The following is a 24,026-nucleotide window of genomic DNA, read 5'->3' as shown; positions in this document are numbered from 1 at the left end:
TTCGAACCTTCTTCCCCTAAGCATCAACGACGGATTTTGGGGACAGGATTTTGAGGACAGGTTATGAAATCCCTATTTCAAAAGCTCAATCCGCAGGCGGACCGGCAACCATATCCAGCGCAGCCTCATAGTCCCCACCAAAACCGACACGCGTTATCGACTTAAGCGCATAGCAGTCATACTAATAGTCCCAGGTCGCATCGGGCGCCACGGTCCGCATCAACACCTGGCCCTTGTGGATATCGCTCATCTTGCCGATCCAGCACGCATTCGTCTTTTTGCACTCGCGATGCTGCGTGATCAACGGATAGAGCTCTGAGGCCGTTCGCAATAGCCCTTCCACGGAACCGAGGTCGATAACCGGGTCCGGCGCCCTCTCGGGATATCGCAGGGCCAGAACCGCCGCCATGAAAGAAGCCGTCGGGGCCGGCTTCAGACCACGGACGTCCTTGATGCGAAAGCATTCGAAGCCATTGTACCGGATGTCGTCGCTGACCAGCCGCAACAGAAACAACTTCGGCCCGACATCACTGACATAACCATGAACATGGCCGTTTTCGAACCGGCTGCGAAATCGCACCAGCGTCCCATTCGCCTTGGCGTCCAGAAGCCGTTCGCGCCTGTCCTTGGTTGTTGTCTGCGCCATGATCGCTCCCCGAGAAGGCTTGAGCTCCCCCATGACGGCTTGATATCACACACCTGCCATATGGCAACCGACGCTAGCCAGCCTCTCAACGCCCCTTCGCCGCCGTCGTCACCGCGATCATCCCGACAAAGTCCCCATCCGTATCCGTCCGTCCCTCGCCCGGCGCGTACATCCGCGAAATCACCCCATCCAGGAACATGGCGTCCGCGCAGTGCAACTGATCGCGAAACTCAGTCGCGAATTCGTAAAACGTCACCTCGCCCGAACTGATCGCAAACACCACCTTGCCGTTCGCATCGACTCCGACACCGCTGCGCACCAATCGGTTCTTCGACACCTTCGAAAACTGGCTATTGATCACGCCATGGTCGACCAGCATCGGCCCCGACTGTGTCGCCATCTCGATACCTGGACCGGCCTTGAAAGCCTCCGTCCGCACCACATGGCCGCCCTTGTCGTCGACATAGAAGACCGCATTCGGCATCAGATAGAAATTGCCCCCGCCGGCGCCCGTATTCAACGCCCGCAAGGTTCGGCCGTTCTCGATGTAGAGCCCAAGCGGCGTATAGTTTTTCTCAAAAATCCCGCCATTGGTCGCAAACACCAGGGTCTGCCCCCGCGCCTTAATCTCCGCCGCCAACCGCCCGATCGAGCCGATCCGCTGACCGTTGGCCTCTTTCCAATGCAGGCTGATGTCATCCTTCGCCGGATCGACGACATGCACCGTGTAACCGCCCGGCCCAGCCATCGCCGGCGCCGCGCCCCCCACAAAAATCGACATCAAAATCGCGACGATCGCTCTTCGCATCCTGCTTTCCCCCAACATTTGATCGCCACGGCGACCTTGCTTTGCGCCGGCCTCAAGAATAACCTGACCGGACGGGCGCTACAATACTGGGAGTAAATAAATTCGGTTACATGATACCACTCTCGCATAATTAATCTTGGCGGAATATCGCAATGGATGACATTACAGTTCGGCATCCATCCTAATCCTGGCCTATAGCTCCGCCGTCAGCCGTTTCGACGCATAATCGCTTGGTCGCCCGTTCGAATCCGCCCGCCGCTGCGCCTTAGCAGATCAGATCATCGAGGGTCTTGTACATAAACGGCTTGCTCTTGCGCTTGGGCGGCTTGCTGACAATTTCGCTCGCTTTCTTCGGCGACAGCCACGCAATCATCCGGCACTGCACGTCGATCACCAGTTTGGCGGCTTCATTCAGCGCCTTGGTTTTCGCCGCCAACTGCGGATCGCTCGCATCGACCAGGACCTTGACATCCTTTTGGTAGTCTTCGGCGATCACCTGACACGCCGCCCATCGCGCCTCGGCCTGGGCTTCCCTGGCTGCATGATACTTGTCGTGGAAGTCGGGATAGAGCTGGACCCACAGATAGATGGTGCTTTCGCTCGGCAGCGTCATGTCGGCGGCCACCATGCGCTTCAGCCCGATTGTGCTGACCGCAATCAGCTGGCACACCCGCTCGGCCAGTTTTTCCGAATAGGTGCTGCGCGGACGCCGCTCTGTCTTTGTCTCTGTGGTCATGGAATTCCCTCCTCTGGCATAAAAAAGCCCCACCGGCCAAAGACCGTGGGGTTGATTTCGTTCGCAACACTGGATGCTGAGAAAAACCTACCAAGCTTGCCCTGCCATGTCAACGATAAAATACGAAGCATGATAATAAATTTCACAAATCATAATTATACGGCAATATAATACCTTTCAAAAGGCGCCACATTGAGATTCGGAGCGTCGGTTTTCCGCCAATCCGGACACAGCCAGTCCGAATCTGAATCTTTAGAGCGACCAACGGTAGGAAAACTTTTTCCGGCATCCCGGAACAAGGCCGCCGGGAATGGAGGCCGGGTCGACATGGGCGCCCTCCAGAAAGATTTTCACGGTCGCCGCGCCAAATCCATAATCCGCAGGCGTCTCGGAGACAATATCGCACGATATCAGCTTGCCGATTACGTCCACCAGGCAGTCGATCATCGCGATCCCACTCACCTCGTCCTGAAGGGCCTTTTCTGGATAGGCCCCCTCTCCCTGCTCAGCGCTTGGATAGGTCCAACTGCCGGCAATATAGGTACCCGCATGGTTGGGCGGCGAAGCTTGGGGTGGTCCGGACGGCACCGGCGGCACCAGTATAACGTCGTTCCTGTATGTGGTGGTCTGCAACAAGCCGACCGCTGCCGTGAGTGCTAGAATGATCATAACCCCTCCCAATATAGCCACGACTATGGCTCAGCCTGTGTTGCGCCACAAGGGCTGTTGCCGACAGCAATCAGCGCGCCCAATCATACCTCTCTGAAAATCTGCGTAATCTGCGTAATCTGTGGATAGTCCTTCCCTTGCGGTGTCGTCACAAAGTGCCCGGACGAACGGACAAGACAATCCGAGATGCAAGGAAGAGCGCCCTAATCATCCAGCCCCTTGCCGGCCATGATCAGCGGCACGCATTTGTCGATCCGGGCCTCACGCGTCTTGGCCTGCTTGGCGCCCGAAAAATACAGCAAATACCCGCGCTGCCGGCCTGGCGTCAGCCCCTCGAACGCCGCCTTCAGCGCCCCATCGCCCTCCAGCCTTGCCTTGAACTCATCCGCCACGGCGAACTCGGCCGTCGTCTTCTTCTCGACCTTGGCGCCAGACTTTTCGACCAGTATGGCTTCGTCGATATAGGCCTTGAGCAGATTGTCCATCCGCTTGATCTCGTCGACACTGGTAAAGCGGATCTGGCGCGCCGACTGCACATTCTCGGTCTGCTGGACCAGGACCTTATCCTCGTCCTTCAGAAGCGCCCCCTTCATGAACAGTAAGGCCGCATAGTCCTTGAAACCGTGCATCAGCACGACATTCTGCCCTTCCAGCGTATAGGTCGGCTTGCCCCATTTCATCTCTTCGCTGAGGCCGCTCGGCAGCACGACTTCCCGCAGCGCCTCGAATTCCGGCCGCCAGCGTTCCTCCTGCTCGAGAAACGCATCGACCGTGGGGTTCATCACGCATTCCATGTTTTCACTGCCTCTGTCTGCCGATCCTGGCCCAATTGTACGATATCCAGTCGAGCAAACAAGCACTCAGTCTCAACCAATCGCACGAATGACCCGCGCCGGATTGCCGCCGATTCCGCCGTCCGCCTGGGGCTAATCCTGGCGCCATCCTCACTCGACATGCGTGCCTTCCCGGGCAAAAAAGCCCTTGTCATTATTGCGATTCCAGGCAGGTTATCGCGAAGCCGTCGCTAGCGGCAATGGGGGGCATGATGGGTTTTGTCGAAGCTAGCCATTGCCGCAGCTGCTGGCAGCTCAGTCCGCCCACCGCAACCGGCTGGCATCGACCGCCTCCGCCCCCATATGCTCGACAAACAGACCTCGCAAGGCCCGGAGCTGCCGGAGCGGCGCCAGATCTTTCCGCAGCCCTTCCGCCAAAAACAGCCACTCGACAAATTGGTCGGCGGAGACCTGACCGGACTCAGGAATATAGTCCGTGACATGAACGGGCTTATCGTCCTGCACGCTGCCACAATACCCCCAACCAACACAGACCGCGTGCATGAGCGTATGGAAATTACGCATGGCGTCCCTCTATAGCCGGTCCTTGCGCCATACAGACACAGTCCCTACAAGGTCCATTTGTAGATGAATTTTTTCCGTGCGCCCGGCTGAATACCCCCCGGGACCGACGCCGGATCGACATGGCAGAACTTGACGAACGCATTGGCCGTCGCCTCGCCGAAGCCGTAACCTGCCGGCTCTTCCGACATAACATCGCACGCCGTCAGGGTACCGTCTGCGCTAACCAGGCAATCGATCGCCACCCTTCCCTCTATCCCGGCCTTGAGTGCCTCGGCCGGAAAGGCGGAGAACATTTGGTCCGAATCCGGATAGGTCCAGTTGCCACGGATATAAACCGCCGGATCGTCGGGAGGCGTGTTTCCGAACGGCACCGGAGGTACCGGTATAGTCTGTTGCGCGTAAGATGATGACGCGAGCGTCAGGCCGGCCAGCACGGCGATTGCATAATATTTCATAGTCCCCTCCCAAGTGAGCGGAAACTATGCCTCAGCCGCTCGCTTGCTACAAGGGCCGCCGAACACCACCTTGCCCGAGTTTCAATCGATCATGGCCGTCGGCATCAGCAGGGCGCCGGCCAAATCCATCAGATCCTCGGCGGTGAAGGGTTTCTTGATCTGGGCATCGGCGCCCAGGGTACGCGCCGCGTTCAGGGCCTCGTCTTCCGTGACCTTGTTTTCGATTCCGGCCGACATGGCGATGATTTTGACCTTGGGCCACACCTTCTTGATCATGCGCATGCCTTTGAAACCGGCCATGCCCGGCATGAAAATATCGCACAGGATCAGGTCGACCCGCGCAATGTCGACATTATCGAAGGCCTCTTCCATCATCCCGGCCTGGGAGACGCGATAGCCGGCCGTTTCGAACATCTTGCTGGCCACGCTGCGGATCGTCCGGCTGTCGTCGATGACCAGCACATGCTTGCGGCGTTCACCGCTGCCGAGATCGCGATAGGCGGAGTCGAAAACTTCCTTCAGCTGCGCCTCGCTGAACGGCTTGCGCAACACGTAGTCGGCATTGGCCTGGCGCGCATGTTTCAGCGTTTCCTCGATCGCTTCGCGGCCGGAACCTGCCGTCATGATGATGATCGGAATCCCGGGCGCCAGGGTACGGAACTGGTCGATATTGGTGATGGAATTGAACATGCCGACAAAGACATCGAGAAACAAGGCCTGGACGGCGCCGCGCTTCAAGGCCTCAGCGGCCTCGACCAGGGTAGCGCAATGCAGGGTCGACCACCCTTGCGCCTCGATCATCCTGGTGATGATACGCGCCTGGATGGGACTGTCTTCCAGGATCAGGGCGGTGGCGTCGGTCATGGGGCGGATCTCTGGGGCACGCTACTTAATCTCAAGCCCCCGATTCAACCACGGAAAGATGTATGACATGAAAACAGCGATATTTTCCGACCTATTGGCGTGCACATTCCCGTGAACGCCGCAAACGCGTCCTGGTGCGACGACCTTGCCAAATCTTACATTTTCCCGTTATCTATTTGCCAGGGCACGTTCAGGGGGAAAACATGAAACGCATAACCTTCCTGCTTATGGCGACACTGGTGCTCGGCGGTTGCGCCGCCATGGTTACACCCTACCAAAAGGCCGGCCTCCGCGGCGGTTACAAGGACACAAAGCTCGCCGACGACCGCTATCGCGTCGACTTCATGGGCAACGGTTTTTCGACCAACGACATGGCCCAGGCTTTCGGCATCATGCGCGGTGCCGAATTGTGCCAGACCGCCGGCTTTGCCTATGTCCAGGTGACGCACGCCGACGTCCAGACCGTGCAAACCTATGTCTATTCACAATATGGCGGCGGCACGACGATCCTGTCGCCCACAGCCCATGTCACGGTCCAATGCAGCCATGATGCCGGCCCGGACTCACGCGCCGCCGCCGACATCATGGCCCAAACTCACGCGGACTATCCGACCGCGACCTTCAAACCATCTAAAGACCAGCCGGAGACCTAAACCGCCACCTTGGCCCCGCCCTGGTCGGCGCTACGGTATATGGCCTGGATCACCCGTATATCGCGCAACCCCATCTCGCCCGGCGTCAGGTGCGGCTTGTTGGTCATGGCCGCCATTGAAAACGCGTCAACCTGGTTACCGAACTGATCGATCGGGTTACCGGAGCGAAGCTGCACCGGCCCCTGCCCGCTTTTTTGCATCATGATGCGTTGTTCGTAATAGTCCGACGCCGGGTCCATGGTGATGGCGCCGTCGGCCCCGAATATCTTCTGCCGCGTGCCGCCGGCATAGCAGTAGGACGACGAGCCCTGGGCGCTGATCCCCGATGGGAAGGTCATGCGCCAATCGACACCGCCCTCGACCTCGGCAAAGCGCGGATCGTCCTTGGGATAGGAATAGACGGCCGAAACGGATACCGGGTCTTCGCCCAGGCACATCATGGCGGCGTTCATGGCATAGATGCCGATATCGTACATCGACCCGCCGCCGGCCAAACCCTTCTGCAACCGCCATTTATGCGGCGGCCAAGCCGGATTGGCGCTGAACCCGGCATCGCCGGTGAAATAGCGCAGGGTACCCAGTTCACCAGTCTGGCAACGCTTGGCCACATCGACATTGTTGGGTTCGAAATGGACCCGGTAAGCGACGCCCAACTGCCGGTTGGCTGCCTTGGCCGCGGCGATCATGGCTTCGCATTCTTCCGGCGTCGAAGCCATCGGCTTTTCACACAGCACGTGCTTGCCGGCCTTCAGGGCGCGGATGGTGTATTCGGCATGCAGACCGACCGGCAGGGCGATATAGACACAGTCGATATCCGCATCCCCGGCGATCTTGTCGAAATTGCTGTAATCATAGAACTTGTCGACACCGTAACGCGCCCCCAGATCGCGCGCCTTTTGCGGATTGCCGGAAACGAAGGCCGTCATGCGCGACCGGTCCGAAGCCACGAACCCGGGCATGACCTGGCCGACGGCGAAAGTGCCCAAGCCCACAATCGCCCATTTGGTTTTCTCGCCGCCTGGCAAAGGCAGGTTGGGATTACCCAACAAGGGTTGCCCCTGCGCCGTGTTCGGGGCTTGCGGCGTGGCGGAAAACGCCGAGGTGGCGGTGATGGGTAGTAGGCCCGCAGCCATCAGCAGGCTGCGACGATCCATTCCGGATGTGGTCATGACGTTATCTTCCCTATTATGGTTATTCTGGTAACGCTAACAGAGATTTCGAAAACGTCAAATGCCGGTTGCCCGCCCTACAGGTTCGCATCCATCCAGGCGATGCGATGTGTCATCCAGTTGCGGAAGAAATCGACCTCGCCCTGATAGGATCCCGCCACTTCCGAGTTCGGCCAGACATAGGTGTTGAGGATCGGCCACTTGGTGAAATTGCGCTTTTGCGCCGTATCCATCAGAGCCGCCTGCTCGTCGATCCAGGCCGGCAGCGTATCGATCTGGCTGGCCTTGACGGCGTTCCAACGCGCCCGGATACGGGTCTTGATCGTCGGATCGATGGCCTCCATTTGGGCGATCCACACGCCGGTGGCGGTCTGGAAACCCTGTGGCGTGGCGTCGAAATAATCGGTATTGCCGGCGCCCAGGTCGAAGTCCCAGACCGGCCCGTACATCAGCTTGCCGCCCTTGTCCTTATAGAGATAGTTGCTCGAATAATCGGCGGAATCGACATTCTTGAACAGCTCCTCAACGATGTACCAGTTGATCATGCTGTCGACGTCGATATAGGTCTCATATCCCGTGGTCGCATTGGTCGGATCGGCGGAAAATAGCGCGTCCTCCGCTGCCTGGACATAGTTCTGGATATAGGTGTCCTGATCCGTCGTACCGGGATCGGGGTCTTTCAGGCAGTACGGGATGTTCTTGCCCGTATGCCAGCACACGGCCTCGTCGAAATGCTGATCCATCTCGATGAAATAGCCGCCGTCAGCAGGTGCGGTCGTGGCGTCGCTGGCAGTGATATTGATACGGTCCTTGCCGAGGCGCGGCTGCTCTACCAGGTCATATTCTCCAACATAAACGCCGTTCAACGTCACTTCCACCGGCACATCGCGCGGCGTCCACGCCATGCCGAGGCGCTGGCTGACTTCGAAGGCGGCGCGGTTACGCAGCAAGGTCTTATCGGAATAGTTGGCCAGCAGGATCCAGTTCTTGTCCTTTGGCATACCCAATAACGACGCCTTGTCACCCAGTTTGATGCGATAAGCCTTTTTGTCGAACATCAGTGTCGAATTGCCATGCAGCTTGATCGACATGGCGCCCGAAAAGGCCGGGTTGGCGCCGGATGCCGGAAGGCTTAACGTGCCGGTGACGTATGTGTCCTTGTCGGCAATGACAGCGCCACCATCGGTCGTCAGGGCCAGTTCCGGGAAGTCAGCGACCGCAACTGACGAGGAACTGGATGATGAAGAACTGGAACTGCTGCTGGAACTGGAAGACGATCCGCCTCCGCCCCCTGAATATCCGCCGCCGCTCCCACCGCCTCCGCAGCCGGCAATCAGCAACATGACACCACACACGGCGAGCACGCCCAAAGGACGCACCGGCAATACTTTCAACATGGATTCCCGCCCAGAGATAATTGCAATGGCAGCTTCTTGATCGGGCTGCCCTTTCGCGCAACTCTACACGGGTTTTCCGTCATGTCCATACCGTGCGGTGCGCCCCTATTGCGTTACCCCCGCGGCCTTGAGCTCGCCCCGGGCGGCCTCGAGATCGGCCTGGAACTTCGGCGCGTGCAGCAGTTCCTCACCGATCGCCGTACCAAGGACCTGGCCGGCGACGATATCGGCGCGATAGTGAACGCCACAGACGAGGCGATTTTCGGCATAGAGCTGGGCGCGCGCCAGGATGTCGCCGCCCCTGGCCGGCACAAGGTCGGCCAGCACCACCGCCATGGAGTAGCCCATGGTGGCATGGCCGCTGGGATAGCTCGACGGCTTGGTGGTGTTGTCGGACGGATCGCAGGTCACGATCGTCGTATCGACATTGTACGGACGGACGCGGGCGAAATACGTCTTGAAAATCTTGGCCTGGAGATCCTCGTCATTGCGCACCTCGTCGAACAGCTTCCTGGTCGCTGGCTGCTTGGTCAGGTCGAAACCCGGCACGGCGTCGGCGAAAAAGCCGGCGCTTTCATCCTTGCTGTCCGCGGTTGCCTGGGCCAGGCGGTCAGGCGTGGCGGCGGCCATGATCGCCTTGACCTCGGCCAGTTCCGCCTCGGCGCGGGGCGTACCATCGGCTGGTGGTGCCGGCAGGGTCAGGGCCGGCGGCAACGCGGCCGGGTCGATAAACAGGAAGGCCTTGTCCTCGGCATGCGCCGTGGCGACGGAAAAAGCGGTAACAGCGACCATGGCAAGCAACAGCTTTGAGCGAATCATGACTGGACCTTTCAAGGGAAACGGCACCGGCCATGATAACCGGCGCCGCTGAGTTCAGGACGTGGTTTAGTACTTGGCCGACAAGGTCAGCATGACATTGCGCGGCGCCTGCCAGTAATACTGGTCGTACGGCGCGCCATTGAGGGTGATCTTGGTGTTGTCGCGATGATCGAACAGGTTGTCGACGCCGATCTTGGCGGCGATGCGGCCGAAGTCATAGGACACGGCCAGATCGGTGACGTCATAGGCGTCGATCTTGTAAGCGGCGGTTTCCTTGTTGTCGGCAAACTGCTCACCGACCAGCTTGTAGGTCAGGGCGACCTTCAGCGGCCCGGAATGGTAGATGCCGCCCAGGCCGAGCGTCGATTTCGGCGCCTTGGCGAGGGTTTTGCCGGCCGTGGCGACGTTGTAAAACGCTGGTGACGTGTCGGTATTGGCATCCTTGGCCGAATTGAGCGAGCCATTGACGAAGGCCGTCAGACCGAAATCGAAGGCATAGGCCGCCTGGCCTTCGACGCCCTTATATTGGACCTTGCCGCCATTGGTGAAGAAGTCGCCGGTGGCGTCATCGAAGAACTTGTTGTCGACATCGATCTGATAGATGTCGCCGTCGATCGACAGGTGGCTGCCGTTATAGACCGTACCCAATTGATAATTGGTCGAGGTTTGCGGCTCGACCGTGTTCTTCGAGGTATCGAAAACATAGAGCGAGCTTAACGGCGGGATCAGGAAGCCGGTGGCATATTGGCCGTAGAGCGACCAATTCGGCATCAGCTTGTAATTGACCGTCAGGAATTGCAGTGTCTTGCTGTAGGAATTCTTCATCGGCGTCGCCATGAACAGTTCGTTCTTGACGTTGGCGGCCTTGACCTTGCCCTGGTCGCTGCGTTCGAAATCGACGACCTTCAGGCCCGGCGTGATGGTCAGCTTGTCGGTCGGCGTCCAGTAGAAGTCGGCAAAGAGCTGCGACTGGGTCCAGGACGAAATTTCCTCCAGCTGGATATGGCGGTCGTCGACCGCGCAGGCCGTCGCCGTGGCGGCGGTGACGCCCGGACCGGCGTTTTTACAAGCCTTTTCCTTAAAGTCGAAAATCGAGCTGTTATAGGGGTTGGTCGTGTCGATCTGATAATCGTAGCGATGGCGGCGAGTGTTGGAGCTCTCGACCAGGCCGCCCACCTTCAGTGTCCCGAAGTCCCAGGCCTTGTTCAGGCGCAGGATATCGCCGCGGACCGTATAGTGGTTAAGCTTGTCATAGCCCAGCATGCCCGACGGATTGCTGCCCGACGGCGAACCCGGATGGGTACCGTATTCGCCACCCAGATCTGAACCGGCCACCCCATAGGCGCCAAATGTCGTCGCGTCCGCGGCCGAGAAGGTGCTGTTGGAATAGAAGTAGGTGTAAAGCGTGTCTTCCAGCGTAAAGCCGTTGCCGAGGTCACCGTTCAAGCGGGCATAGGAAAAGTCGGTATGCTTACGCACACGGTTGTTCTTGTAATATTGTGGGCTGTTCGGGTCGTTGTTCATATAGTAATTTTTGCCGAAGGCCTCGACCTGGCGCAGAGTGGCGCCATCGTTGTCCGGCTGATAGGCGAAGTTGAAATTGTGCGTCGCCAGGACCGTCAGGTTCCAGTGATCGTTGATCGGCAATTCCGCCTTGATCGACTGGTTTTCGCTTTTCAGGCTGAAATAGCTGAGCGCGCCGTCGGTGTTGCGTTCCTGCAGGTTCACCAGGACCTTCAGGCCGTGCAGGGCCTCGATACGGCCGGTTTGCAGGATCGACACGGCTTGCCACGAATTGAAACTGCCGTAGCTGAGCTTTTGCGTGAAGCCGAAATCGTCAGAAACCTTGTTGGAGAACATGTGGATCGAACCACCGAAGTTTTCCTGACCCAGGTCGCCGGCCGCTCCCGGACCGCGGTCAACGACAACAGCGCCGATGGTCGAGGCCGGGAAGAAGGTGTTGGAATGGTGCGTCGGGTCATTGGTATCGCCATAGGCGACGCCGTCATAGGTGACATTGTATTCGCCGTCCTGGAAACCACGCATGACCAGCTTGGCGTCGCCATAGCCGGCGCCATTGCCCTGGGTACCCGAAATGCTGGGGGCGATATGGATGACATTGGTGAAGTCGCCGGTTTCCGGCACGGCAAGTTCGATATAGGGCCGCGAAATGATCGATTGCGGCTGAGTAGCATCGACAGAAGCCTTAGTCGGGGCATTGGCGGCAGCGCGGTTGCGCTCGGCCTTGATGATGACGGTCTTGATATCCTTATCGCCGACGTCGGTATTGTCCTGGCTTGCGGCGGGGACGACTGTGTCCTGGGCTCGGACGTGCGGCGCGGCGGCGCAGGCCATCACGGCCGTGGACAGCAAAAGCGCGGATTTAAGATGAAGGCGGTTAAGTAAAAACATGTGTAGCCCCTGGGGAGGGATCGCACCGTCCAATACGGCCGCGACCTTGACGCAGGGGCAAGTGGCAGGCTTTCATGACAGCCTGTTACAAGTTACGTGACGTATTTTTTACGCCATACTGTTACGCTATAACCGTGACATTTAGCGCGCAGTCGGAAGCTCAGCCATTGGATTGTCGTGCGTTGCTCCACACAATCTGAGCGACGCCGATCGCGGCTAGGATCGCCCCATAAAGGGTCCACTTCGGGTCGCCGACCATAAATCCAACCTTGAAGGCCAGGTTCAACCCCTGCAACATCCAGATGCCACCGATGGCGACCAAGGCCAGCCCGAGCAGGCTGCTGAAGATACGCATGACGATATTGAAAACTTTCCACATGGCCGCCTCCTTGTTTTCAACAATGTGACAGATGGACGGGCTCGCGTCATCCTCCCCTTTACAAATTCTCTTTTGTCCGACAATATGCAAAAAATGCAAATGTCCTACAAAAGGATACAGGGAAATAATGATGAAAAGGGTTCTTGCTTTCCTCTTTACGGTCTTAATCGGGGCCGGACCGACCACAGGCGCCGTTCAGGCCCAGACTTCCCCACAGCCGACGTCTCCACAACCGGCTTCCCCGCAACCGACCTCAGTCGGCTCGAAGTTCATTCAAAACTTCTGCCTCGAAGCCAGAGATGACGGCAGCGTGGTCGTCAACAAGTGCGATGCCCAACCGCATCAGGCCCTGAGTTTCGACGATATTACCGGCCAACTGGTACAGGGTGCCAACTGCCTGGCCGCTCCGACCAAGGGTCAGGGTCTGGTCGTGAAGACCTGCGCCGATATCCCGGAGCAAAAATGGAACTTCATGCCCGACGGCACGCTGAAAAGCGATGGCGGTCTGTGCGCCGATATCCTCAACTTCTGGCGCGATCCGGGCACCAGCGTCATTGCCTGGGATTGTACTGCCACCGATAACCAGAAATGGGGCCTGACCCGCGTCAAGCTGGCCCCCTCTTCTGGCACTGCCCCCGGTGCGCCTGCCCCTGCGGCGACGGCTCCGGCCGCGGCGCCCGCGAGCATTACCGGCGTGCCGTTGATCGCCAGCTATTTCGTGCAAGGCCTGTGCCTTGAGGCTTCCGACAAACACGCCTCCATCTCGATCGAGACCTGCGGCCGCAAAACCAGCCAGTCCTTCCACTTCGCCACCGGCAATAGCGGTCAAATCCGCCAGGACACCCAATGCCTGGCCTCGGCCAGCCAGGGCGCGCCGCTGGTCGTCACGACCTGCGACAACTCACCTTCGCAAGACTGGACCTTTACGGCCGACGGCTCGTTGCGTAACCGCGCCAATCTATGCGCCGACATCTTCAAGTTCGGCACCCGCGCCGGCACCGATGTCATTGCCTGGGAATGCACCGGCACGGATAACCAGAAATGGTACCCGGCCATTGCCGCCGCCGCCGGTTCCTTCGCAGTCGCGCCGCAAGTGGCGGAGATGCTGAACGATGGCAAGACGACGACCGTGTCGCTGACGCCCGGTTATTCCGTGCGTAACATGACCGGCGCCGGCGGTAAGGCCATGACGGCCGACGCCAATAATAATGTCACCGGCGGCGCCAATGACACCATCGTCGTCGGTGGCGCCGGCGTCAAAACGGTCAACTTCGTCAAGGGACTGGCCGCCGCCAGCGTCACCGCCGCGGCCAAGGGCAGCGGGGGTGACCTGCTGCCGACGGATTGGGCCTTCTTCTCGGGCGCGACCGCCGGTACCATCGCGCAATAATCTTAAACCGCCAGACAAGGCCCGGCCTCCCCCGTGGATGCCGGGCCTTTTTGCGTTCTCACCCCCCGCTTACAAATCGGTTATGGCTTCCCCATCGCTTTTTCGCCGCCGGCGATAGCAGTCTGTGGTCATGAAAACAGCCGCGCTTTTGTCTCCGGAGCCGTTCGAACCCCTGCCCCTCCCCGCCCAGGCGAAGGCGCAGGGTTTGCGTTATGTCAGCGATACCCGACCGGGTCTGACGCGCAAGAAACGCGGCAAGCATTTCCATTTCTTCTACCCAAATGGCGAACGAGTCACCGACGCCGGGGAGATCGCCCGCATCCGCAAGCTGGCTATTCCACCGGCCTATAGGCAAGTGTGGATCTGCCCCTACAAGAACGGCCATATCCAGGCGACCGGCTATGACGCCCGCGGTCGCAAGCAATACCGCTATCACAGCGATTGGCGCAGCTTTCGCGATTCCAATAAATTCAATCATATCCTGGCTTTCGGCGACCGCCTGCCCGACATTCGCGCCACCGTAAGACAGCATATGTCGCAGCGCGGCCTGACACGCGAAAAGGTGCTTGCCACCGTCGTGTCCCTGCTGGAAAAGACTCTGATTCGGGTCGGCAATGACGAATATGCCAAAAAGAACGAGTCCTTCGGGCTTACCACCTTGCGCGACGAACATGTCGATGTCACCGGCAACACCATCCGCTTCCGCTTCAAGGGCAAGTCGAACAAGATATGGAACCTGAAGCTGACCGACCGGCGCATCGCCGCGGTCGTGCGAGCCTGCGCCGATATCGAAGGCCAGGAGCTGTTCAAATATGTCGACGACAGCGGCGCGGTACGCGACGTTACCTCAGGCGACGTCAACGCCTACCTGCAAGAGATCACCGGCGAGGCCTTCACCGCAAAGGACTTCCGCACCTGGACGGGCACGATCCTGGCGGCCATCGCCCTGCAGGACTACACCCATTACGACTCCGAAGCCGAAGCCAAAAAGAATATCGTCTCCGCCATCGACCGCGTGTCGAAGTCGCTGGGCAATACGCCGACCGTCTGCCGCAAATCCTACGTCCACCCCGCGATCATCAGTTGCTATCTCGAAGGCAGCCTGATCGAGCAAATTACCGGCGAAATCGACAACTCCATGCAGGAACGCTATGCTGAATTAACGCCCGAGGAGATTCTTGTCCTCGCCTTTCTCAAACAGCGTTTGACCTGAGCGCGATCCCGTTCCAAGTTGCGCAACTTCAACCCCGCGCAACTTGGCAAGGCCGACGGCCGCCCGAGCATAGGCGAGGAGTCCGGCGGCCCTTGAGCCGAAAAAAGGAGCCAGCATGACCCTGTCCGTCGCCGTGATGATCGGCAGCCTGCGCGCCGAATCGATCAATCGCAAACTGGCCCATGCTGTCATGAAGCTGGAAGCGCCGGAGCTAAGCTTTCACGAGGTTCCTATCCGCGACCTGCCGCTTTACAATCAGGATTTCGAAGACGCGCCGCCCGCCGCCGTCAGCGACTTTCGTTCCGCGATCAAGCTGGCCGACGCGATCCTGATCATCTCACCGGAATATAACCGCTCGATCCCGGGGGTGCTGAAAAACGCGATCGACGTCGGCTCGCGGCCCATGGGTTTCAATGGCTGGAAGCACAAGCCAATCGGCCTGTTCGGTGCGTCAAACGGCGCCATCGGCACGGCCGCCATGCAGCAACATTTGCGTCCGGTCCTGGCCGCCGTCAGCGCCCAGGTCATGGCGGAAGGCGAGGTTTTCCTCACCGTCAAGGACGGCTTCTTTACTGAAGACGGCGACCTCAACGACGGTACGAAAAAATTCCTCCAGGGTTGGATGAATGATTTCAGTGCCTTCGTGAAACGGCAACTGGCCTGAGCCAAATCGGCCGGCAATACACGTTTACCTTGCGCAAAAACTGCGTTAGCTTACCGGCAACAAGACAAGTCCAGCATGATGGATATGTACGTACAGGGCGGCATTACCGAACAGCGTAAAGCCTGATCTCCGTTTCCCGTTCGAAACACCCTCACATACGGATTTGTCATGCCCTCAGCTCCCGTCTTTTCGGCGACCGGTTCGTCGATTCAGCAGATCGCCGCCGACGCCACCAACCCCGCCCTGTCACCGGACGGCACGAAGGTCGCCTATTACGTCCCTGTCGACGGTGGCTATCAGCTCTTGGTCACCAACCTGATCACCGGCGTCACGACCCTCTTGTCGAGCCGGTCCGACGGCACGCCTGGGAACGGCACTTCATTCGGTGCGTCCTTCTCAGCCGATGGCAATAAAGTTGCCTTTACATCGTGGGCCGACAATCTGGTCGCTGGCGACACCAACGGGTTGGGCGATATTTTCGTCAAGGACCTCACGACCGGTACTGTGTCCCTTGTATCGACGACATCGGGCGGGGCACAGGCCGACGTGGCGTCGTCGACCGCAAAGATTTCGGCGGACGGCACCCGGGTCGTCTTCGTGTCGGCGGCCGACAACCTGGTCGCCGGCGACACCAACAATTCCGCCGATATTTTCGTCAAGAACCTGACCACCGGCACGATCACACGCGCATCGACGACATCGTCGGGTGTCGAGGGCAATTATGATTCCGCTGTTTTCGCCGACATCTCCGACGACAATACCAAGGTGGTATTCGCGTCGAGCGCCACCAACCTGGTTGCCGGCGACAGCAATGGCGCCCAGGACATCTTCGTCAAGAACCTGACGACCGGGGCAACCACGCGGATATCGACCGACTCTGCCGGCCAGCAACTCAATATGGTGGCCGCCGCTCCGTCCTTTTCCGCCGACGGCACCAAGGTGGTCTTCGTCGGCACCCCGTTTGATACCGTGCCGGGAGACCACGGCTTTCGCAGCCAAATCTACGTCAAGGATCTGGTGACCGGAGCGCTGACCCTGGTGTCGACCAACGCGTCGGGCTTTGCTGGCGACAATTTGTCGGACCAACCCGCGATATCCGCCGATGGCACCAAGGTCATCTTCATGTCGGTGGCCGACAATCTGGTCGCCGGCGACGCCAATAATGTGTCGGACGTCTTCCTCAAGGACCTGGTGACGGGGAACATCACCTTGGTGTCGCAAAGTGGTGCCGGCGTCTACGGAAACCATGCGTCACAGGATCCGCAATTGTCCGACGACGGCACGCGTTTCGTCTTCACCTCATCGGCCGACAACCTGGTGCCCGGCTCAGGCGCCTACGGTATTGCCGTCTATGCCGGTACCCGCAGTCCCTACAGCAATAGCGGCGCGGTCAGCGAAGACCATGCCGTTACCGCGACCGGCAAGCTGGGTTTCAGCGACGCCGACCATGGCGACCACCACACCGTCACCGTGGCGCCGCCGGCGGCCGGGACGCTCGGGACCCTGACCGCCACGGTCAGCCACGATTCGACCGGGACCGGTTTGGGTGGCGAAGTCACCTGGACCTACGGCGTCAACAACGCCCTGCTCCAGGGCCTGAAACAGGACCAGACCAAGCTCGAGTCCTTCACCATCAACCTGAACGATGGCACGACCACCACGACTCAGACCGTCAATGTGACCATTGCCGGCGTCAATGACGCTCCGGTCGTGACCGGGGCACACGCCACCCTGGCCCACGGGGCGCAAGGCGTCGCCTATACCGTGACCGCGGCGCAATTGCTGACCGGCTTTACCGACGTCGATGGCGACACCCTGTACGTCAGTACGCGGACCTACAGTTCGGGCAGCGACGGCGACAATACCTATGTCGTCCCCGTGACCGCCAACCACGGCACGGTAACCGAAAATCAAAACGGCACCTACACCATCACGCCGGACGGTGGCTACAGCGGCACGATGACTCTGAGCTATGTCGTGAGCGACGGCTACGCCTTGGTGCGCAGTTCGATTACCTATGTCGTGGATTCCTCCAACAGCGTGTTCAATGGCACGGCCAATGCCGATTACCTGTTCGGCACCGCCGGCGGCGATACGCTGAAGGGCTTTGGCGGCAATGATTATCTCGACGGCAAGGCGGGTGCGGATCTGATGATCGGCAGCTCTGGCGACGATACCTATGTCGTCGACGACGTCCACGACGTGATCGTCGAGAATGCCAGCGAAGGCGCCGACATCGTCTATACCGGTCTCAGCTATACCCTGGGCGCCAACCTCGATAACCTGTGGCTGACGGGTACGGCCAACAGCAGCGGCACCGGCAACGCGCTCGCCAATGTCCTGTTCGGCAACAGCGGTAATAACAGCATCTGGGGCCTCGACGGTAACGACTTCCTCGACGGCAAGACCGGGGGCGACACCCTGTACGGCGGTTTCGGCGATGACGGCTATGTCGTTGACAGCTATGGCGACACCGTCATCGAAGACTCGCCCGCGGGCGGCACCGACAGCATCTATACGTCGGTCAGCTTCGTCCTCGGTTACAATCTCGAATATCTCTTCCTGACCGGAACCAACACCATAGACGGCACCGGCAATACGCTGGACAACCTTTTGTTCGGCAATGATGCCCAGAACCATTTGTCAGGTCTGGCGGGCAACGACTATATCGACGGCCACGGCGGCGCCGATATCATGACCGGCGGTACGGGTGACGACGGCTATTATGTCGACAACAGCGCCGATCTGGTCGTCGAAAATAGCGGCGAAGGCTATGACACGGTCTATGCCAGCGCCACCTTCGTCCTGGGCGCCAATGTCGAGAAGCTGTCGTTGCAGGGCGCAAACAACATCAACGGCACCGGCAACGGCCTCGCCAATGTTCTCAGCGGCAACAGCGGCAACAACACCTTGCGCGCCCTAACCGGCGACGATTACCTGCAAGGCGGAGCCGGCGCCGACAGCTTTGTTTTCGAGGCGGCGGCAACGAATGGCCACGACCTGATCGGCGACTTCACCAGCGGCCTCGACCATCTCGTCTTCACCGGCGCCAGCTACGGCTTTGCCGCCCATCACACTCTGACAGCGGCGGAATATAGCGAGACCGGTCTGGCGGTCGGGTCGTCGGCGCAATTTATCTTCGACCCGACGACCGGCGTGCTGTTCTGGGATACCAATGGAGACGGCGCCGGTGGCCAGTTTATCCTGGCGACGCTGAGAAACGTCCCCGACCTCGCCGTAACGGATTTTGACTTTACTTAGATATCGACTTAGATGTCGGCGCCCACATCCTTTACCGGACCGTCCTTGACCGGCACATGAGCCCAGAACTCGATCTCGACGGTCGCGTCATAGGCCAGGCCGATGACGCCGAAAGCCGTGCGCACCGGCAATTGCGCCGGATGGAAATAAGGCTTGTACAGCTTGTTGAACTCACCCCACTTGGTGATGTCCGACAACATGACCGTCGCCTTGAAGATATGCTCCATCCCGAGGCCATAGCGCTTGAGGATATCGGCCGTATTGCTCATGATATAGCGCACCTCGGCTTCGAAGCCTTCGGCCAGCTTGCCGTTTTCATCGAGACCGATCATGGCCGACAGGTATAGGACCTGACCGACCTGGACGGCCTCCGAAAAGGGCGAACGCGGATGCGGATGCAGGAAATAGGTGATGCCGTCGGCGGGGATCGGATTGACCAAGGGTCGGTTTTCAGTGTTGCTCATGAAACTATCTTAGCCCGATTTCAGGCCACCGCAACGCGTCGCACGTAATTTTTACCGATGGCTACTTACCGGTCTTGCCGCCGTCGCGGGCGAATATCACGCCCAGGATCGCGCTCGATTTTTTCTTGTCCTTACCGGCCAGGTCGTCCGGGCTCTGGCCGGGATTGGCGGCGGCAAAGCCCTTGGCCTTCAGCTTGGCAACCAGTTCGTCAGGCGTGGCATGGACGATCGGCGCCAGTTCGCTGAGCGGCGTGCGGCCGAGACTGGCCATGACGGTCCGCGTCGGCGGCTCAGCCTTGGCGCCGCCCAGATTGACGAACGACCCGCCCAGAACCACGGCGAAAACCGCCATGACGCCCATGGCCAGAGGCGACTTGAAATAGCGCGAAAAGGCCAGCCAGTTGACGGCCACATGCACGGCGACCCCGGCCAAAAAGGCAAAGGACAGCCATTCATGCGCCAATTTGTTGAGCGGCGAGTTGAGGTGATAGAACATCAGGACGCCGGTCACCGACATCAACACAAACGACCCGATAGTCCAGGGCGTCGCCCATTTACGCAAAAACCGCATGAAACCTTCCAAACAACGAACGGACCCGTTCCTTGCCAAATTTCATACGGCGCGTAAAGTGATAATGCTTCTCAAATGCAAATAATTAGCGACCACCCGCCCATTCGGAGTGTCGGTTTTTGGCCATTTGGCCCCAGACCACTCCGAATGCTCGCCAGCAGCGCCGTCGCCATCAAAGAGGATTGTTTTCCGGCGTGTAAACCTCGACCGTGAAGAAGTCGTCGAAGACCCCGACTGACACACGCTTGGCATTGGCATCGACGAATTCGGTGTCGTCGGGATCGTAATCGTTGGCGCGGCGAGTCAGTTCCGGACGGCAGGCGGCGATATTGTCGGCATATTGGTCGGCCAGGTTCTTCATGGCGGCCTTGCCGGCATTACGGTCGACAGCGTCGAAATAGCAGGTGTAACGCACCTCCTTGTCGAGGAAGTCGTCGTCGAGCCCGCAGCGGCTGGCATAGGGCAGGATCGACGTCGCGTCCCAATTATGGCTTTCGCTCTTGTGACCGCGGACGGGTTTGAACTTGGCCGTCGAGGCGTCGATCACGGAACGCAGGATCGGGCATAGATTCTGGTCTTGCGCCTGAGCAGCAATGGGCGCCGACACAGCCGCGATAGCGAGGGCGGTCAAAATAATCTTGTTCATGTTGTTTCCTTTTAAAGTTGCTTCGCCGCTTCGGCGAGATCGTCTTCCTTCAGGGCGTCGATCGATTCTTGATTGCCCTGTGCGGCCGCGGCCTTGAACCAACGCGCCGATTGGACAAGGTCCTTGGCCGTGCCCTGGCCGAAATAGTAGAATTTGGCGAGGACGACTTCGCCCTGGACATCGCCGCCCTTAGCCGCCTGTTGGGCATAGGCAAAGGCCGCGGCATCGTCGCGGATACCGAAGGCATCGCCGCCCATCAGAAGCGCCAACACACCGGCGGCGTCAGCCTGGCCGCCGGCTGCCGCCGCCTTGAGCAGGCGTACACCTTCGATCTGGTCTTTGGTGACGCCGTTCTGCCCGGAGACATACATCATGCCCATCATGCCCATGCACATCGGGATGTTCTGGGCGGCGCATTGCCGGAGATAACCCACGGCGCGCGGAACGTCCTGCACCGCGCCATGGGTGCCGTAGAAATAAACGATGGAGCCCAGCGCCCCCTGGGCCACAGCCTGTCCCTGAGCGGCCGCTTTTTCGAGATAGGCGACGGCCTCAGGTTCCGGTTGGTCGCCCTTACCGGCGCGCGTGGCATCGGCGATAACGAAGAAACCGTATAGGGCTTCGCCATACGGGTCGCCCTTGGCGGCCGACTCTTTCAAATAGGCCATGGCCTGGGTCGTGTCTGCCGGCCCGCCCTGCCCGTTATACATCATGCCGGCGCATTGCGACTTGGCGATCGGGTGGTCCTGCTTGGCCGCTGCGCAGAACCATTTGCGCGCTTCCGCGATATCGAGCGGCACGCCGTACCCGGTATAATAGATGCGGCCGAGATTGAACTGCGACTGCGCATTACCGTCTTCGGCTTCGCCGCGGACGCGGGCAATGGTCTCCGCCTCGCTTTCCTGCTTGTAGATCGTGAATTCGTAGGTCGCGACGACGCTGTGCGGCCCTTCGGGGACATATTGATAAGGCGTGTAGGCGTAACCGCTGTCGGAGGATCCGCTATAACTGGAACCGGAATTGGTCGAGCTGGTATAACCGCTGGTGGCGCGTTGCTGGGATTCGAAATTCAGCCGGTCGTTGCGAGCATCGCTGGCCCGCATATCGTTCATCATGCGCTGACGATTGGCTTCGTCATTGGCCTGGTTCCAATCGGCATGCGCGGCCATGGGCGCAGCCATCAAAACCAACGCGAGCACGCAGGCGCTACGCCGTAATACCCTGTTCATTGCCGGTCTCCTGTAACTGGTCACAGGTTACAGGGCCCGCCCGGCGCGTCCTAATTACGAATCCTGTTAGGTCTCGCGGTCGATCTTTTTGCCCTGACCGGTGACCCAGATGTAGAGACCGAGGACGATGGCAAGTCCCCCGCCCAACGCCACGATCATGCCAAACGGCGCCGGCAGAGGCGTGATATATTTCGAAACGATGTTCGGGTCCTGGGTGATCGACACCGCCCCGGCATAGATGACGTTCAGCATGCTTTCGCCGACGATAAAGCCCGACGCGACGAGGACGCTAAGGCGCGAGGCGATCTCCTTGCCCTTCATGCGCGAAATGGCCTTTTCGAACAGCCAGCCGGCGACAGCTCCGACAACGACAGGCGCCGTCACGGCCGGCGGCAGGTAAACGGCCAGGCCGATACCCAAAGGCGGCAGAGCCATACGGCCCTTGGTCATGGCGCGCAGACCTTCGTCGATCGCGACCAGCACAGCGCCGATCGCGGCGCCGATAGCCAGGAAGCCGAGTGGCAGATGACCGCCGATGGCGCCCTTGGCCAGGGTCGAGATCAGACCGGCCTGCGGCGCCTCCAATTCGGCGCCGGGTTTGAGGGCAACGTGCCCGACTTCGCCGGCAAAGCCATAGACGTCGTGCAGCATGTTCAGGGTCCATGGGATAACGGCGGCGCCGGCGATCACGCCGATAATCAGCGCGACCTGTTGCTTCCACGGCGTGGCGTCAACCAGTTGCCCGGTCTTGAGGTCTTGCAGATTGTCGTTACCGATAACCGCGACGGCCAGAACCACGGTCGTGACCATGAGGCAGAAGGCGACCAGGGCCTGTTCGACATTGGGGCCGGTAAGCTTGTAGGCGATCATGCCGACGATGACGGCGACACCCAGGACGGCCAGGATGGCAACGCCGGAGACCGGCGAATTCGAGGCGCCGATCAGGCCGGCCATGTAACCGCAGACGGCGGCAGCCAAAAGGCCGGCGATAATAATGTACAGCGTGCCGGCAATGACCAGGGGCGTGCCGATCTCCGTCAGCGGACCGCCGGCGATGAAACCGTGCAGCAGCCAGCCAGCCGGCACTACCGACAACAGCACGACCAGGCCGACGATCCAGATCGGCATGTCCTGTTCGGAGCGCGGAATATCGATGGCGCCGTCGCTGCGGGCGCGTTGCGCGGCCAGGGCCGACATCAGGCCTTCCCAGACAGGAATGATCAGCTTGCCGATGGCCCAAAGCGCGGCGACACCGATAACGCCGGCGCCGATGAAGCGGATTTCGTTGCCGCGAATATAGCCCGTGCGTGCCGCTGCATCGGCAAAGACCTGCTCCGGATGCGGGTGGATCGTGGTCAGGATCGGCATCAACAGACCCCAGGCAATGAACAGGCCGGTAAACATGGCGATACCGACCGTAATCCCCATCAGATGGCCGGCGCCGACCAGGGCCAGCGAGCTGGAGCCCGCCATGCCGGTCGCGCCGGTCGTCTTGCCGAACTTGAAGAAGTAGGAGATTTCACCGGCCATCCAGGTCGAGACGGCGGCGGCGGCATAACCGGCCGAGGCCAGGCTGCCGATAATGACCGCCCAAAGGCCGGAAGCCCCCTCGGCAGCCCCTTCACGCGACGAGGTGCCGACCTTCAGCACGGCCGCGGCCGCCACGCCTTCGGGATAGGGCAGATCGGAATTGGTCACCAGGGCGCGGCGCAAGGGCATGGTGTACATGACGCCCAGGACACCGCCGATGGTGCAGGCGAAAAAGGTGGTCAGGAACGGCAGGTGCGCCCACCACCCCAGGATCAGCAGCCCCGGGAGGGTGAATACTACCGAGGACAGGGTACCGGCCGACGAGGCGATTGTCTGGACGATGTTGTTTTCCTGGATGGTCGCCGACTTGAAGAAGCGCAGCAGAGCCATAGAGATGACCGCCGCCGGAATCGAGGTCGCAAAGGTCAGGCCGACCTTCAGGCCCATATAGACCTGGGACGCCGTGAAGACGAGCGTGATCAGAATGCCGAGAATGATACCGCGGGCGGTAATCTCGACATGCTTCGGGAGGGGGGTGTTCATGCGTGGCTCCGGTTAAGGCGTCAGGCGCAAAAGCCGCGCTCCAAGCGCTGCCCCTGCCCCCTGCTAAAAGTTTCTTCTGCGACGAAGGGACTATAGAGCGCGATAACGCCGCCTGTCAGCAAAAAAGTGCATTCGCCTATCGTACGGATT

The 24,026-nt window shown here is 59.8% G+C and carries 23 protein-coding genes; 5 read left to right on the top strand and 18 right to left on the bottom strand.

Features of this window, described 5'->3' with window-relative positions:
• Nucleotides 1–181 precede the first annotated feature (181 nt).
• The 8 genes from AC1DX3_RS22530 to AC1DX3_RS22495 form a co-directional block, all read right to left on the bottom strand.
• Nucleotides 182–646, bottom strand: a complete 465-nt coding sequence (locus AC1DX3_RS22530; protein WP_476991599.1) for a hypothetical protein — start codon at nt 644–646, stop codon at nt 182–184.
• A gap of 85 nt (nt 647–731) precedes the next feature.
• Complete coding sequence (locus AC1DX3_RS22525) at nt 732–1,454, bottom strand: phosphodiester glycosidase family protein (protein WP_476991598.1); 723 nt, start codon at nt 1,452–1,454, stop codon at nt 732–734.
• A gap of 265 nt (nt 1,455–1,719) precedes the next feature.
• The gene (locus tag AC1DX3_RS22520) at nt 1,720–2,190 is read right to left on the bottom strand and encodes a terminase small subunit-like protein (protein ID WP_476988968.1); all 471 of its coding nucleotides are present in this window, start codon (nt 2,188–2,190) and stop codon (nt 1,720–1,722) included.
• Between the two features lie 252 nt (nt 2,191–2,442).
• Nucleotides 2,443–2,859: a hypothetical protein gene (locus AC1DX3_RS22515; RefSeq protein ID WP_476991597.1), complete on the bottom strand. Its 417-nt coding sequence runs from the start codon at nt 2,857–2,859 to the stop codon at nt 2,443–2,445.
• A 203-nt stretch (nt 2,860–3,062) separates the two neighbouring features.
• The gene (locus tag AC1DX3_RS22510) at nt 3,063–3,641 is read right to left on the bottom strand and encodes a YdeI/OmpD-associated family protein (RefSeq protein ID WP_476991596.1); all 579 of its coding nucleotides are present in this window, start codon (nt 3,639–3,641) and stop codon (nt 3,063–3,065) included.
• A 306-nt stretch (nt 3,642–3,947) separates the two neighbouring features.
• Nucleotides 3,948–4,217 carry a hypothetical protein gene (locus tag AC1DX3_RS22505; RefSeq protein WP_476991595.1) on the bottom strand — a complete coding sequence of 90 codons (270 nt, stop codon included), beginning with the start codon at nt 4,215–4,217 and terminating at the stop codon, nt 3,948–3,950.
• A gap of 44 nt (nt 4,218–4,261) precedes the next feature.
• Nucleotides 4,262–4,672 (bottom strand): energy transducer TonB family protein, encoded by a 411-nt coding sequence (locus AC1DX3_RS22500; protein ID WP_476991594.1) that lies wholly within the window; start codon nt 4,670–4,672, stop codon nt 4,262–4,264.
• 81 nt (nt 4,673–4,753) lie between these two features.
• Nucleotides 4,754–5,536, bottom strand: a complete 783-nt coding sequence (locus AC1DX3_RS22495; protein ID WP_476991593.1) for a response regulator — start codon at nt 5,534–5,536, stop codon at nt 4,754–4,756.
• Between the two features lie 203 nt (nt 5,537–5,739).
• On the opposite strand from AC1DX3_RS22495, the gene AC1DX3_RS22490 reads away from it, so the two are divergent.
• A complete protein-coding gene (locus AC1DX3_RS22490; RefSeq protein ID WP_476991592.1) occupies nt 5,740–6,189 on the top strand; it encodes a CC0125/CC1285 family lipoprotein in 450 nt (149 codons plus the stop codon).
• Here the strand turns inward: AC1DX3_RS22490 and AC1DX3_RS22485 are convergent.
• The 5 genes from AC1DX3_RS22485 to AC1DX3_RS22465 all read right to left on the bottom strand — a co-directional run bounded on the left by AC1DX3_RS22485 (nt 6,186) and on the right by AC1DX3_RS22465 (nt 12,365).
• Nucleotides 6,186–7,358 (bottom strand): Gfo/Idh/MocA family protein, encoded by a 1,173-nt coding sequence (locus AC1DX3_RS22485; protein ID WP_476991591.1) that lies wholly within the window; start codon nt 7,356–7,358, stop codon nt 6,186–6,188. The two genes, AC1DX3_RS22490 and AC1DX3_RS22485, sit on opposite strands and share 4 nt — an antisense overlap.
• Before the next feature lie 77 nt (nt 7,359–7,435).
• Nucleotides 7,436–8,755: a CotH kinase family protein gene (locus tag AC1DX3_RS22480; protein ID WP_476991590.1), complete on the bottom strand. Its 1,320-nt coding sequence runs from the start codon at nt 8,753–8,755 to the stop codon at nt 7,436–7,438.
• A gap of 105 nt (nt 8,756–8,860) precedes the next feature.
• On the bottom strand, nt 8,861–9,574 hold the full coding sequence (locus tag AC1DX3_RS22475) for a phosphatase PAP2 family protein (RefSeq protein WP_476991589.1): 714 nt from the start codon (nt 9,572–9,574) through the stop codon (nt 8,861–8,863).
• A 66-nt stretch (nt 9,575–9,640) separates the two neighbouring features.
• Entirely contained in the window at nt 9,641–11,986 is a 2,346-nt protein-coding gene (locus AC1DX3_RS22470; protein ID WP_476991588.1) for a TonB-dependent receptor, read from the bottom strand.
• 160 nt (nt 11,987–12,146) lie between these two features.
• Nucleotides 12,147–12,365 carry a hypothetical protein gene (locus AC1DX3_RS22465; protein ID WP_476991587.1) on the bottom strand — a complete coding sequence of 73 codons (219 nt, stop codon included), beginning with the start codon at nt 12,363–12,365 and terminating at the stop codon, nt 12,147–12,149.
• 130 nt (nt 12,366–12,495) lie between these two features.
• Between AC1DX3_RS22465 and AC1DX3_RS22460 the strand changes: the two genes are divergently transcribed.
• From AC1DX3_RS22460 to AC1DX3_RS22445, 4 genes are all read left to right on the top strand, one after another.
• Nucleotides 12,496–13,755 (top strand): ricin-type beta-trefoil lectin domain protein, encoded by a 1,260-nt coding sequence (locus AC1DX3_RS22460; protein ID WP_476991586.1) that lies wholly within the window; start codon nt 12,496–12,498, stop codon nt 13,753–13,755.
• A gap of 130 nt (nt 13,756–13,885) precedes the next feature.
• Nucleotides 13,886–14,968 (top strand): DNA topoisomerase IB, encoded by a 1,083-nt coding sequence (locus tag AC1DX3_RS22455; RefSeq protein ID WP_476991585.1) that lies wholly within the window; start codon nt 13,886–13,888, stop codon nt 14,966–14,968.
• 115 nt (nt 14,969–15,083) lie between these two features.
• Nucleotides 15,084–15,632, top strand: coding sequence for an NADPH-dependent FMN reductase (locus AC1DX3_RS22450; protein WP_476991584.1), 549 nt, complete (start codon nt 15,084–15,086; stop codon nt 15,630–15,632).
• 168 nt (nt 15,633–15,800) lie between these two features.
• On the top strand, nt 15,801–18,893 hold the full coding sequence (locus AC1DX3_RS22445) for a cadherin-like domain-containing protein (protein ID WP_476991583.1): 3,093 nt from the start codon (nt 15,801–15,803) through the stop codon (nt 18,891–18,893).
• Nucleotides 18,894–18,901: 8 nt separating this feature from the next.
• Here the strand turns inward: AC1DX3_RS22445 and AC1DX3_RS22440 are convergent, their stop codons facing one another.
• The 5 genes from AC1DX3_RS22440 to AC1DX3_RS22420 form a co-directional block, all read right to left on the bottom strand.
• Entirely contained in the window at nt 18,902–19,357 is a 456-nt protein-coding gene (locus AC1DX3_RS22440) for a RidA family protein (RefSeq protein ID WP_476991582.1), read from the bottom strand.
• A 61-nt stretch (nt 19,358–19,418) separates the two neighbouring features.
• A complete protein-coding gene (locus tag AC1DX3_RS22435; protein WP_476991581.1) occupies nt 19,419–19,928 on the bottom strand; it encodes a DUF4405 domain-containing protein in 510 nt (169 codons plus the stop codon).
• 172 nt (nt 19,929–20,100) lie between these two features.
• On the bottom strand, nt 20,101–20,574 hold the full coding sequence (locus AC1DX3_RS22430) for a hypothetical protein (RefSeq protein WP_476991580.1): 474 nt from the start codon (nt 20,572–20,574) through the stop codon (nt 20,101–20,103).
• An 11-nt stretch (nt 20,575–20,585) separates the two neighbouring features.
• Nucleotides 20,586–21,803 carry an SEL1-like repeat protein gene (locus AC1DX3_RS22425; protein ID WP_476991579.1) on the bottom strand — a complete coding sequence of 406 codons (1,218 nt, stop codon included), beginning with the start codon at nt 21,801–21,803 and terminating at the stop codon, nt 20,586–20,588.
• A 66-nt stretch (nt 21,804–21,869) separates the two neighbouring features.
• Nucleotides 21,870–23,876, bottom strand: coding sequence for an OPT family oligopeptide transporter (locus AC1DX3_RS22420; protein ID WP_476991578.1), 2,007 nt, complete (start codon nt 23,874–23,876; stop codon nt 21,870–21,872).
• Nucleotides 23,877–24,026: the final 150 nt, after the last annotated feature.

It is taken from the genome of Asticcacaulis sp. P2_B1 (genome assembly GCF_056404915.1).
The sequence above is the reverse complement of the archived record's forward strand: the minus strand, read 5'-3'. Positions and strand labels throughout refer to the sequence as shown.